This is a genomic window from Pseudoalteromonas sp. H71 (genome assembly GCF_001468485.1).
GTDB lineage: Bacteria > Pseudomonadota > Gammaproteobacteria > Enterobacterales > Alteromonadaceae > Pseudoalteromonas.
Map to the genome: position 1 here is coordinate 435916 of NZ_LODI01000001.1, position 13611 is coordinate 449526.

The 13611-nt window shown below is 36.6% G+C and carries 13 protein-coding genes; all 13 read right to left on the minus strand.

Annotated elements, in window-relative coordinates; genetic code table 11:
* Nucleotides 1-13 precede the first annotated feature (13 nt).
* Nucleotides 14-520 (minus strand): acyltransferase, encoded by a 507-nt coding sequence (locus ATS71_RS02070; protein WP_058403306.1) that lies wholly within the window; start codon nucleotides 518-520, stop codon nucleotides 14-16.
* Nucleotides 510-1694 (minus strand): glycosyltransferase, encoded by a 1185-nt coding sequence (locus ATS71_RS02075; protein ID WP_058403307.1) that lies wholly within the window; start codon nucleotides 1692-1694, stop codon nucleotides 510-512. The genes ATS71_RS02070 and ATS71_RS02075 overlap by 11 nt, the downstream gene beginning before the upstream one ends.
* Nucleotides 1691-2854 (minus strand): hypothetical protein, encoded by a 1164-nt coding sequence (locus tag ATS71_RS02080; RefSeq protein WP_058403308.1) that lies wholly within the window; start codon nucleotides 2852-2854, stop codon nucleotides 1691-1693. Before ATS71_RS02080 ends, ATS71_RS02075 begins: the two co-directional genes overlap by 4 nt.
* 2 nt (nucleotides 2855-2856) lie before the next feature.
* Nucleotides 2857-3720, minus strand: a complete 864-nt coding sequence (locus tag ATS71_RS02085; protein WP_058403309.1) for a glycosyltransferase family 2 protein — start codon at nucleotides 3718-3720, stop codon at nucleotides 2857-2859.
* 11 nt (nucleotides 3721-3731) lie between these two features.
* The gene (locus ATS71_RS02090) at nucleotides 3732-4859 is read right to left on the minus strand and encodes a polysaccharide pyruvyl transferase family protein (RefSeq protein WP_058403310.1); all 1128 of its coding nucleotides are present in this window, start codon (nucleotides 4857-4859) and stop codon (nucleotides 3732-3734) included.
* Nucleotides 4860-4863: 4 nt separating this feature from the next.
* Complete coding sequence (locus ATS71_RS02095) at nucleotides 4864-5919, minus strand: nitroreductase family protein (protein WP_058403311.1); 1056 nt, start codon at nucleotides 5917-5919, stop codon at nucleotides 4864-4866.
* Nucleotides 5920-7233: a flippase gene (locus ATS71_RS02100; protein WP_058403312.1), complete on the minus strand. Its 1314-nt coding sequence runs from the start codon at nucleotides 7231-7233 to the stop codon at nucleotides 5920-5922. It lies immediately after the preceding gene.
* Between the two features lie 6 nt (nucleotides 7234-7239).
* Entirely contained in the window at nucleotides 7240-7992 is a 753-nt protein-coding gene (locus ATS71_RS02105) for a glycosyltransferase family 2 protein (protein ID WP_058403313.1), read from the minus strand.
* On the minus strand, nucleotides 7993-9003 hold the full coding sequence (locus ATS71_RS02110; RefSeq protein ID WP_058403314.1) for an exopolysaccharide biosynthesis polyprenyl glycosylphosphotransferase: 1011 nt from the start codon (nucleotides 9001-9003) through the stop codon (nucleotides 7993-7995). It lies immediately after the preceding gene.
* Nucleotides 9004-9015: 12 nt separating this feature from the next.
* The gene (locus tag ATS71_RS02115) at nucleotides 9016-11238 is read right to left on the minus strand and encodes a polysaccharide biosynthesis tyrosine autokinase (protein WP_058403341.1); all 2223 of its coding nucleotides are present in this window, start codon (nucleotides 11236-11238) and stop codon (nucleotides 9016-9018) included.
* A 15-nt stretch (nucleotides 11239-11253) separates the two neighbouring features.
* Nucleotides 11254-11688 (minus strand): low molecular weight protein-tyrosine-phosphatase, encoded by a 435-nt coding sequence (locus ATS71_RS02120; RefSeq protein WP_058403315.1) that lies wholly within the window; start codon nucleotides 11686-11688, stop codon nucleotides 11254-11256.
* 11 nt (nucleotides 11689-11699) lie between these two features.
* Nucleotides 11700-12812 carry a polysaccharide export protein gene (locus ATS71_RS02125; RefSeq protein ID WP_058403316.1) on the minus strand — a complete coding sequence of 371 codons (1113 nt, stop codon included), beginning with the start codon at nucleotides 12810-12812 and terminating at the stop codon, nucleotides 11700-11702.
* Between the two features lie 234 nt (nucleotides 12813-13046).
* Entirely contained in the window at nucleotides 13047-13415 is a 369-nt protein-coding gene (locus tag ATS71_RS02130) for a GxxExxY protein (protein WP_058403317.1), read from the minus strand.
* Between the last annotated feature and the right edge of the window lie 196 nt (nucleotides 13416-13611).

Sequence of the window (13611 nt, forward strand, 5' to 3'; positions counted from 1 at the left end):
ATTGTTATTTAAATTAATTTTTTCTTAATAATTTAGCTGGTACGCCACCATATATACCTGGCTCATCAAAACTTTTACTTAAAACAGCACCACCAGCTAACAAGCTAGAATTTGGCAGGGATGCTCCAGCAGTTATTAGTACATTTCCAGCAACCCAACTACCACGACCAATAAATATCGGCTTTCTTATCGGTTTACCGTATCTATAACTACCATCTTTAATAGTATGATCTCCTGATACAAGAGTACTAGCAATACCAATCATGACTTCGTCTTCTATGTTAATTAAGCAACTTGCATTAATAACAACATTAGTTGCAATAAAGATATTATCACCAAATTTAAGGTTTTCTAGGCCAACTAACTTGGAATCAGCTGACACCTGAAAATTCTTACCAGCACTTTGCATACCAAGACTATAGAGCCACCCTCTAATGCTCATTACTATTGGTATATCAGGAAAAAAAATAAAGGTAGTTCGAACCAACCATGAATATAATAGTAAAGATTTATGTTTCATTATTGACGCCTAGTATATGTAGAGTTTGCTCAATCCAATATTGCTGGTTAGATAACGATTCCATATTCTCAGCACCTTTTGTTAGGGATGTAAGTAAAGCTTTATCATCGAGTAATAACTGAATTGAATGTAATAACCCAGTTTTATCACCTTGCTTGAATATTAGGCCGTTGACACCATGCTTAACAAATGCCTTAACCCCCCCCACATCTGAAACTATTACAGGTTTTTTATAAGCCCAAGCCTCCATAATAACTCGCGGAAAGCCCTCATAATAATTATTTGAGGGTACAACAACTAAGTTTGTAGCTTCTAAATACTGAGGTAATTGTGAATGAGGTAGTTGGCCTTTAAAAAAAACACTACTAGCAACATCTAACTTATTACTTAACTGCTTTGCAGAAGCTAAATCAGGGCCATCACCAATAACGGTTAACTCAACTTTACCCTTTAATTCACTGAGAGACCTTATTAGGTCGTAAATGCCTTTGTCTTCTACAACTCGTCCTATAAACAATAGTTTTAAAGTATTTGAGGTAGGGGTGCTAATATAATTTTCTGTAGGCTTTTTTACCATTAAATCAACAAACTGGTATGTGCTATTTGGTGCGAACTTTTTACTAAATTTTTCTAAGGAATCACCAGTACATAAATTGATAGTGTTTTTATTACTACATATTTGGCTTAATTTAAAACGAATATAACGCGATAATAAAAAACCGAATACTTTTTCAGGTAAAGAGTATTTATTATCCCTCCAAGTATTTGATGCATCTGCGCACATATGATGTAATACCTTTTCACCTGCTTTTAATGCTTGCAGACCAAAAACTATACTGCCGATGGATGGAGTCCTTATCCAAAAGTAGGCACCTTTATGGTTACTTATAACCTCATCAGCTGCGTTTTGGTAAGATTTCAAATAACCTTTTTTTAGCAAACTTTTGAGGGCGAAATCTTTGGTAGATTCATAAGCAGGAAATGAATGAAATTTACTTGCACTCACTTCGGTACTAAAGTTGGTTGGCTTATTAACGACTTTTACTGATGGAGAACAAACAAAAACATTATCTCTACCTATTGCATCCTGTAAAAATGCCGCTGATGTTGGTTTTGCGTAAAAAACACCATCAAAACTACTAAAAGTTTCACCTACAAATGAAACTATCTTCATGCTTTACCCTTTAACAAAAACTTTTTGGAAGAAAAATAAATAATTGAAAGATCAATGACAATCGCAACAAAAAATGAAAATACATGTGTAAGAGTCATGAACGGATGAGAAACTGCAGTACCCAATAACACAAAACTTAATAAAAGAACCAGTGTGAATATCATTCTATTTAAAAGGATTATGTAAAGTAAAATATATGTATATATAGCTTTTACAATCAAACCAAGAATCCCATAAACTCCTATAAACCAACTCCACCAAGGATAAACTACATTTGCTAAATAAGGTCTTCCTGTTGTTGGACTTGTCCCTAACTCATGAAGCCCACCTACATAAGCAGAATCTATTGGTACCGCAATATTAGTGATGTTTTTCATGAAAAACTCTGAAACATACCCTCCAAAAGGAAATAGGAGCTTATCTAAATAAAATGAGTTTTGCATTGCAATCTCACCAAGGTAGTAGCCGTATGCTCTATATGTAAATACATTTCTTACAATGTCAACAATTGCGGTCATTCCAGCGGAAATTGGCCTATTTTGTATTAGACTAGTACTTAGTATCGCAAAAGTTATCATAACAAGCGCCATGCCTGTGAACTTTATTAATCTAATATTACCCTCTCGCCCTTGGTTAAATATCATTAATATCAAAAAGAAATGAATAACATACCTTAATTCTGAACGAGAAGCTGTAATGATTATGACCATTACTAGCCCTAAAATACTCATAATCTTTAAGCTTATAGATGATCTAAAGCAATATACAAAAGGCACTAATAATTTAAAAAAACCACTTAAGAACATATAGTCCAAACCAGCGGCATCATATTCTTTTAATAACTGATGCCGTAAAATTCCTGCACCAATTAGAGAGTAGGATTGAAAAGCTAAGAAGGCAGACCACATTAATAATAAAAATATAATTGGCTTTAACCTTTCAATAACTGGAAGGTAGTTTCTTTCGTAGAGTTCAGCGAATTGATATTTAATACCTTTAAACCTTAAAAGAACCAGATATAAGACTAGAAAGCCTAATATTAGATCCAAAGAAGAAAGTATCATTGTTTCTAACTTTATATTATTAAGAAAACCATTCTCAAAGGAAAAGAATATTGCACCTATATGGAAAAATATCGCTGTAAAAAATACTATTTTCAAAACTAAGTTCGCCTTTGAGTGGCTTTAAGATATATTTTTTTCGAAAATTTAAGGAATATAATTTTAAAAAAACTTATTATTAACCTTTCCTTTAATGCAAATTTAAATGCCTGCTTATTATTTTTATGGCTTATTATGCTTCTTAATATCACGAGCACTTTAAAAGCCTTAATGGATTTTTTATTTAAATATTTAGAGTATAACTCTAACCATTTTAAGGAAAAATGATAGTCATTTAATTTTGGTATTTGAATAAACTCATAACTAACTTCTTCTAGCATTAAAAAATTCGCGCCTTTACTTTCTAATGATAAACAAAATTGATAATCTTGATGGCGTTTTAAGTCATCAAACATAGTCTTACGAGCAAGCTCCGTCTTTAAAAAAATACCGCTGGTTTGAATTATTTGTTTTGCGCAAAATAGGTACTCGCCAACTGATTCTGTTTTTTTTATAGACCTTGTAGGCCTAATTAACACTCGATTACCATCTATTATTTTACATCTTGAATAAATAACTAAATCGTTGAGGTTAATTGAGTATGTGTTAAAAAGTTTATGCTGCTTTTCGAGCTTATCTTTATACCAAATATCGTCATAATCTAGAAATGCTATATATTCACCTCTAGCACTTTCAATACCAGTATTTCGAGCTATGCCACCATTACTGTTCTCTGAATGAGTAATGATTCTAACTCTGTCATCATTAATAGCTTTAACCTCATCTTTGGCAAGAACTGGCGAGCAGTCATCTACAATGATTACCTCCAAGTTCTCCATAGTTTGATTCAAAGCACTTTCAACAGCTTTAATTAATAAACCGGGCGTAGATGAGTAAAACGGAATTATAACAGTAACCAGAATCATAACTTCCTCATTTATTTTTGAATTTCGCTAAATACCTTATCCCACATTTGGGTAGATAACTTTTTCAGCTCAACGGAGGCAGTATTAATTGTTGATAGCGTTATATTTTTATAACTTTCGTCATTTAAAAGCTTTGAACAAAGCGAAGTAACAGTATTTGCATCGACTTCCACTAATAACTCTGGTACTCCATACTCCTTTAATAGCATCTCATATTTGTGGCTCCATCCCATAGCTACAACTGGAACACCTGTAGAAAGTGCACTTACAATTCCATGAAATCTTGAGCCAACTAGTATAGAGGATTTACTAATAATGCTTTTTATAGATAAAGCATCTTGAGGATCAACAATCTCGACCTTATGTTCTAATACACTGTTTACTTGCTTAGCTAAGCTTAAATCTCTTTCGCCTTCGTGAATTAATAAATAAGGCTTTTGCCCCAAATCTTCTAGATGCTTTATAGTATTCGCTAAAGTACTAACGTATTGCTCACCTAGACTATTCCCGCGTCTAATCATCTGAAAGTTTGGTATTACACAGGCCCTATTTTTAAGATGTTCATACTTTTCAATATCGATGGGCTTAACTAAATTTGTAAAATCAGGAAATTGACTTAGCTTTTCAAACTTACCAAGCTTGTTTACATATTCATAAGACACATCGTCACGGGCCATAAGAATATCGGCCTTTGAGAAAATACTTTTAGATGCTTCAGCAACTGCTTTGTCTTCGAATGGTCCAAACGCTTGTGGCAATAAAATAACTTTTACGCTATTTTTTTTAAAGTAATCAATTTCATTTGCTAATCTGTCTTTGATTAACTTCGCCCCCCACTTGTCTCCATATGCAAACCCAGAGGCATCAATTACTAAATCGATTTCATTTTTATTTACAATCCCATATTTCTCTCTAATGATTTTGGGAAACAATGAAAAAGGCCAACCAAAATTATAACCTTTACCAAAAAAACGTGATTTTTGAAATAAATTATATTTAGCTCTCGTTTTGTAATCACCAAGAGGTTCAACTAAAAAGTCAGCATTTACACCTCTTTTTTCAAATTGCTCGATAACAGCTAATAGCATAAGCTCAGCGCCACGGTTTGGTAAACCAATACCTTTGATTTCAACCATCATAACTTTATAAATCCTTAACTAGTAAATCATTTTTTTTCTTTTGAGAGTAAGCTACCCCCCCCTCAGCTTGAGGGTACCCGACAGCCATTAACATAACTACACGCTCGTGATATTCTAAATTTAGTTTTTTACTTATAAGTTGCTCTCTTTCTTCTACGTCAGGCCAGTTTATCGGGCATGTACTTAATTCCAGAGTTTCAAATGCGAGCATAAGTTGCATTGCTGCTAAGGAAGAGTCTATATAAATCACGTGACGATCTCTTTCTGCTGGGTACGCACTTAAATCCCCAACAACAGCAATCAAGCAAGGAATATTTTCAGCAAAACCCGTCGTACCCATTGCATATTTAGCAACCTCTGTTGCTTTATTTTCATCACGCAGAACAACAAATTTATAAGGCTGCCTATTGCAAGCTGAGGGCGCATATGTTGCTGCATTTACTGCTTTTTTAATTAAATCCTCAGGCACTTCTTTTTGTTCAAACCACCTAACAGACCGTCTTCTCTTAAATAGAGTGTTTAACTCATCATAATCAATTGAAAGTTTAGGCCTTTCACTTTGTGTGTATGGAATACACTTATTTGTAGTATCTAATGCATTTATAATAAAGTCAGCTTTAGCTAACGATATTTTCTTTGTATCTGTAACACATTCAAAATAGTGCTGGAGGACATCATGAGCCCACTTTAACTCATCCTTCCCTGCTGTTTTACTTTTTTTACAGTCGTTGTAGCAGCTTACTGTTTCTTGTATGTACGCTTCACCAAAGTACGCTCTCCGGGGTTGCATTATCAGACCTTTTTCAAGTCTGTGGATATTACGCCTAAGGAGAGCAGCGGAACCTACTTGGGCATCTAATGAAGCTTTATAAACTTTTCTGCCCAATAAAACAGAGCGGTGCTCACGATCAAATTCTCGACTAAAAATAAGATAATAAAGTGAAGATAAAAAATTATTTTTTGAGAAGAACTTAATTAATAAGAAGTCTAATTTAGTTTTAGCTGTATAAATTTTGTAAACAAAATTTGAGGGGAGGATCTTTTTTACTAATGAACGCATTTAATTATTTTTACCTATTTTCCAATACCTTTTTCCAAGTGTAAAAGGCAATAAAATTGACTTCAGCATAACCACTGCAATTAATCGTGTTGACTTACTAAACCAAAAAGCCAAAAATGAAGCGGCAAAATACGAAATAATCGTGGCTATTGCTGCTCCCTCACCTGCATACAAGGGGATTAAATAATAATTAGCAATAACATTTATTATTGCACCTACCCCATGCGTAATCAGTGAGTACTTCAGAAGGCTCTCAGCTATCAGCCATTTACTGGCTAATGCTCTCATGAACACAAATACAGCAGCCCAAATATGCCACTGCAATATTGTACCTGAAACGCCATACTCTTCACCGAAGAGTAAAACTATAAATGTTGGACCAAAAATAGTTACTAAAATTGCCAGCAATAATGCGCTTACAAATAAAATGTCACATATTTTTTGAAGCTTTATAAGATAATTTTTTGAATTATCTCTAATTTTCAACAATGCGGGGAACAGTGTAATTACCAATGCATTCGCAAAGAAATACCAAACTTCTGATAACCTTGACGCAACGGCATATGTACCTACAGCAGTCGAGTCAATCATATGATTGAGCATAAGTTGGTCTATTTTTAAATAAACAATGGAAGCAATACCTGACAAAATTAACCAGTAAGATTGGCCCAGTAATTTTCGCCCGTACGTTAAGTCTATATCTTTAAAACTAAAAGTATCAACTTTTTTAACCCTAATATATATAAATAAGAACCCACCACCAATTAATGCGACCTCTAGAGAAAATGCTAAAACAATGTATACAAGTTTAGGGTTAAATAAAGCAATTAATACTTTTATTACTGAAAATGAAACCACAATAATAAATTTCATTTTCGTTACAATTTTTGCCTTCACATGGGCCTGAAACCAAAAATCCAAAACATAAAAGCATGTAAAGATATTTCCAAGGCAAAGTAAAATTAATCCAAGCTTCTCTTCATTAACTTGAATAATATTTGAGAAGAGTATTAATCCAATAAACAGACTAAGGACTATTAGAGAACAACCGAACCTGAGAAAAAGACTCGTAGAAATAATTTTGTTGGTGTCTATTGGCTTATTAACAATCTCTCTAGTTACTATTGCATTTAGACCGAGTGCTGTTACTGGTGCAATCAAGGCAACTAAAGCTAATAAGTAATTTAACAGCCCATATTGTTCAGCCCCCAGAGCTCTAGCCAAAACCACGGTAACTAATAAGTTTGCCACCATGACAATAATTTTTTCCCCAATTAACCAAGAGGTGTTAGAGATAATTTTTTTTAAATTCACAGTAGTTTACTTTTTATGTTTTACAAAACCGCGTATTGCATAACTACAAAAATAAATTGAAGTTTTAAACAATCCTAAACCAACAACATTTCGATATAAATCCCACTGCCATTTTAATATTTTAAATTTATTTTGAGTCATACCGGAATCAACTCTATACAAAGCTAAAACATCTGGGATGCTGTAAGCTTTAGGGGTTTGTTTTAATATATTTAGCCAAAGCCCCATATCCTGTCTTTTACGAATTAAAGGCATGTAATGCTTACCTAATATTTTGCTATCATAAACAGCAGTTAAGCAGCCAATTACATTACTGCTTAGTATTTTTTTATAGGTAGTAATACTTGGAGGTATAACACTCCCCAACAAGCTTTCACCACTTATCTTTTGATATGCAGTAAAAGTAAAGGCATAGTTACTTTTAAGCATGAAGCTAATTTGTTTAGTCAGTTTTTCTGGTAACCATTGATCGTCAGCATCTAAAAATGCAATAAACCGACCACTAGCCTTACCGATAGAGTAATTTCGCGCAACCCCTGCCCCGCCATTTTTCTCATTTATAAACAGTTTTATTCGCGAATCTTGAATAGCATATTTATTAATTATTTGTTGAGTAGTATCGGTAGAGCGATCGTCAGTTATCAACAGCTCCCAATTTTTATAGCTTTGTGCAAGAACCGACTCAATGGATTCCGATATATATTTTTCCGCATTATAAGCAGGCATTATTATTGATACTAACGGCTGTTCCTCACTCATTTAACGGCCCATACCAAATATAACTGTTCGCACTGTCATTAATAAAATTTTGATGTCCAGTAAGGCTGAATGATGTTTTATGTAATGAATGTCATACTTGTGCTTCCATATAGCGTCTTCAACCGATGCACCATACGGGTAGCTCACTTGTGCTAGGCCTGTAACACCCGGTTTTACTGCATGCCTAAAGCGGTAGTAGGGTATTTCTTTTTCTAGATCTTTTATAAATACTTCACGCTCAGGCCTTGGGCCAACTATCGACATAGTTCCTTGTATAACATTTATTAGTTGTGGAATTTCATCTATGCGTGTTTTACGTATGAATTTACCTACTTTTGTAACGCGTGCATCGTTTTTTGAAGCCCATTGAGCCCCATTTTTTTCAGCATCGTTACGCATAGATCTAAATTTATACACTTCAAACTGTTTGTTATATTGCCCGGTGCGCTTTTGCTTAAATAGTATGGGCCCTGGGCTTTCTAATTTAATAAACAAAGCAGCAAATATTGAAAATGGAATGGTGATTATAAGGAGTAAAATAGCACTCACAATATCTACACAGCGCTTTGCTACTTGAGTACGTTTGTTTGATAAAATAGAAAATGCTTTTTGGTGCAAAAAATAACTGCTATGTAGTAAACGCACTTCTGTATATTTTAGCCTGTCGTCTAAATAACTTACTAAAGGCTCAACCCATGCACCACACTCTGTGGCATTAACTAAAAACTTACGTTGTTGCTTACTTAAATGTGCACTTTGATAATGACATACTACTTTTTTAGTAAAATCAGTAATACTGTAGTCGTTAATTATTATATCGAATGAATAATCATCAATAATTTCACCTATATTACTGGCACACTCCTTTGGGCAAAATACATAAATCACACTTTGCTTTAGTGCTTCTGATTTTGATTTAAAGCTTTCAGTTATGAATATCGATTTTAGCTGTTCTTGATTATTACTAACAGGCTCTTCATTCACATCGGGTGTACCTACTTTCAGGTTCATGTACTGCTCTTTTTATTTATCTGATTTATATTCGTAATTGTAATAACCGTAATAACCATAGGCGTTGCTGGCTTTTTTAACTACCCCGTTAAATACTAGGCCTTTTACGTCTATCCCATTTTGCTCAAAGCGGTTGCGGGTTAGGTCTATTTCACGTAAGTGGTTTTGACCAAAACGCGCTACCAATAACGTAGTGCCCGTATGAGCACTTACTATAGCTGGGTCGGTTACTGCAAGTATTGGTGGCGTATCTATAATTACTATATCGTAAGCTGCGCTTACCTCTTCAACCAATTTGCTAAAGTTGCTGTGCATTAATAGCTCAGAGGGGTTCGGTGGTATTTGCCCACGGGTAATTACATTTAAGCCTTCAACTTTAGTTGGCTTGGTTACTTGCGCTAGGTTTAATCGGCCTGATAAGTAATCACTTAAGCCATCGTCCCACTTTATGCCAAATTGAGTTTGTAGGTAGCCTTTACGCATATCAGCATCAATAATGAGTACTTTTTTGCCGCTTTGTGCTAATACTGCCGCTAAGTTAACCGATATAAACGATTTACCTACACCCGGACTCGGGCCCGATATAGCAATAATGTTGTTTTTAGCCTCCATCATCGCAAAGTGTAAGCTGGTGCGTAGGCTACGTAGCGCCTCTATTGAAAGGTCAGCTGGGTTATCGAGCGCGAGTAAGCTTTTAGCTTTACCTGCTTTATTTTTGCGCCCCGTAAAGCCAGTTAGTTTATCTTGGTAGTCTGAGTGGGGTACACTAGCGTAAACAGGTATGCCTAGGCCTTCAATCTCACTTGGGTCTTCAACCCCTTTATGCATGGCTTTTTGTATAAGCACAATAGCCACCGCAAGCATGCCACCTAGCATAGTTGCCATTACTACTATTAATGCTTTTTTAGGTTTTACTGGCTTACTTGTGTTTACCTCGGCGTAGTCTATAACACGTACATTACCTACTGTACCCGCGCGTACAATATCAAGCTCTTGGGTTTTACTTAATAGCAATGTATAAATTTGGTTGCTTACCTCAACATCGCGTTTTAGGCGCAGCAGCTCTTGTTGTGTTTCGGGTAGGTTACCTACCTCGCCAATAAGGTCGTTTTTTTGGCTTTCTACCGCTTGAATTTGCTCAATAATACCTTGGTATGCTGGGTGGTCTTTTTTAAACTTACGGCCCAGCTCTAAGCGCTTTAGGTTTAGCTCTTGTAGTTTGGTTTCAAGCTTTACTACTTGCTCAAGCACACCTTGGGTCTCAAGTGTTATATTTATTGATTGGCGTTTTATTTGGTAGTCGTTAAAACGCTGCTCGGCGTATTCAAGTTGTTTTTTAATCTCTGGTAATTGTACTTCTAAAAACTCTAGCGACTTTTGTGCCTCGGCGCTGTTGCGCTCTACATTACGGCGTACATAAATAGCGGCTACTTTATCTAGCACCTTTTCGGCGTAGCTTGGTTTTGTGCTTTGTAGGCTTAAATTAATAATGCCTGAGTCTTTACCTTTTTCGCTTGCACCAATTGCTGCTTGTAAATCAAGTATTGTATTTAGGCGATCTTTTCGGGAAATTATAAACTCGGTACCGGGGCGAGCATTAAGCTTGCGCACTGTTAAGTTAAATTTACCATTAGTAAGCTCTTCACCTACTTTACCTGCTAGTATCTGGTCTCCATCATCATTTAAAAGCGCCACACTATTACCTGCTTGCGCCAAAAGAGTAAAGCCTCTATTAATAGCTGTGCGGGGTACGTCAAACCTAAATATATTTATGCTTTCGCCGCCCCATGCATAGCTGCTTGCACCAAAACTTGGCTCGGCTACATCGCCCTCTTCCATTGGGGTAAATTTACGATAAGCGCGGTTACCAATAAACGGGAATAATTTTGGCTCGGCTACAATATCTAATTTAAGTGAATCTACCGCTTCACCAATTACGCTGCGTGATTTTAGCAGCTCAATTTCGGTTACCGCGGCCGATGTACTTTCGAACATGCCAGCCATGTCGTCAAACCCGGGGACCGATGCACTGCCGTCTTCCACTTGTATCATGGCGGAGGCTTGGTAAACCGGTGTACTTAATACTGCATAAACCACACCTATAAACATAAACAGTGCCGTTATGCCTGCTATAAAGTATTTGCGGTCGAGTAATGCGCCTAGTAGTGCCATTAAATCGATTTCTTGGGTGGGTTGTGCGGTGTTTTTATTTTTACTTTCAGGCTGGGTATTCATTAAATTAGCCATTCCTTATAAATACTTTTGCCAAGCGCTGCATGCGCTATCGATTAATGTGTAAACGTGTTCAAATGCTTCGGTGCTTTGGCGGTACGGGTCGGGTATTTCGGCGTTGTTAATCCACTTACCTAGTAAAAATGTTTTACCGCGAGCCTCGGGGTAGCGGGCGTGTACATCGTTTAAATGGCGCTCTTCCATAACCAGTATTACGCTATTTTGCGCAACAAGTGCAGACGACAACTGCCTGCCTTGGTGCTCATCCATGTTTACACCATGTGCTTGCGCAATTTGTTTTGCTTTTGCATCGGCAGGTTTACCTTCAAGTGCGGTTAACCCAGCCGACGAAACCTTAATATTTTTACCTTCAAGCTTTTGCTTTAATACATATTCACCGGTAGGGCTGCGGCAAATATTACCAGCACATACAACTAATACAGAATCAAACATTGCTATGCGCCTTAGTTATTTATGTCGTTTAGGTTGTCAACGGTGGCTACCGACGGTAACAATAAGCTTATTACACGGTTCCAACGGGCCAATGGTGCCGATGTTACGTATACAATGTCGTGCGGTTGCAGTTCAAACTGCTCGGCTAATACCATTGCAGTAATGTTTTTAGCATGCAGCTGGTATACGTTTGCAATAACACCTGTTTGCTCTACGTTGCTTTTACGCAGTACAAACACGCCATTGGCGTCGGCTGTGGTTTCGTTTAGGCCGCCGGTGTCGCTAAGTGCTTCAGCTAGGTTTAAGCCGTATCGGTTTAATACAATTGATCCAGCACGCTTTACATCGCCCAGTACAAATACTTTTTGTGCGTCGTTACGCGTTACATGAATTATGTCGCCGTGTTGCAGTAAACGGTTTTGCGAAATATCACCCTGTGAATAAAAGCTGTCGAGCTGTATGGTTTCTGTTTTGTTACCACGAGTAAACGTTACTGTGCGCCAATCGGCTGCCTCGGTTAGGCCACCTGCTTGGTTTAGCGCGTCAATTAGGGTAAGTGGTATTTCGGTAACTGGATATACGCCTGGTTTGTTTACTTCGCCGGTTACGTAGGCTTTTTGGCTTCTAAAGCCTACTACTTTTATGTCTACTTGCGGGTCTTCAATTACGCGGCTTAGGCGTTTAACTAGGTCTTCGCGTACTTCGCTAATAGTACGTCCTGCTGCAGGAATATCTGGCGCGTAAGCATAGGTAATGGTGCCGTCTTTTTGTACGCGAAAGCCATCAAACTCTGCGGTACGTTGTACTGCTGCGGGTATTGTAAGTTCGGGATGATCCCATACGCCTATGGTTAGTACGTCACCTACACCTAGTTTGTATTCGTAATTGCTTACGTTTACACCAGTGGTGTTCGATATTGGCTTTGCAGATGCACGTGCTTGTTTTTGTTGTTTAATTAGCGTCGAGTCGATAATTTGAATATTTACTTTTTCGAGATCTTGCTCAAGGTTTTGTGTTTGCTCGCCAGATTCTAAGCCTTCAAAATGGCTGCCTGGTACTATGGTGCAACCGGTAACTGATAGTAATGCGAGTGAGGTGATGAGTGATTTACAGCTTAACGCCATTGTAGAATCCCAAAATTATTTTAAATATTTTGTTCCTCACCGACCTTGGTGAGTACTTGTATTTTTGTGCGGTAATTAAAGCATGAGAGGGCTTTTCGCGCAAGCCGAAACGCGCTTTTGAATTACTGCTTTCTTTTAAATAAGTATTTAAGCTTACTCAATGTTTTACAAAATGTAGGTAGCAAACAGGGCTGACTTTATTTTGCGATATTTTAACTTTTTTGCACTTTTATATTAAACGCTTATTCGCTTTATACCTTCAATAAGCTTTAGTTGGTTAAAGTTTATGAGTAATCCTGTTTTTATGCCGCTTAGCTTTAGGTATGTTATTAGCTGTGCTGTATGAATTGGCAATAATTTTTCAACTGTTTTTATTTCTATTATTAATTGCTCTGGAATTAATATATCGAGCCTATACCCTGCATCAATGGTTGTGTTTTTATACTTAATTGGTAATTTTATTTGGCTTTTTGTTGATAAACCTGTTTGCTGTAGTTCATATACTAGGCAGTTTTCGTAGCTTGATTCTAATAAACCTGGCCCTAGGTTTTTATGTACTTCAATGGCGCAACCAATTACTTTTTGAGTTAGTAAGTCTTCCATGGCGATCCTTTGCAAATTTGTCACTTTGGAATATAGACTAATTATTTTAGTTACACATATTTTGTACGCCACTTAGGCGCTTGATTGCTAGTACGTTTAATTTACACATGGTCACATTAGCAACCCTTGCGTGAGCAAGCTTTACGCCTATGTATAGATAATTTTAAAGATTTAATTACCACCGAGAGCACCGAGG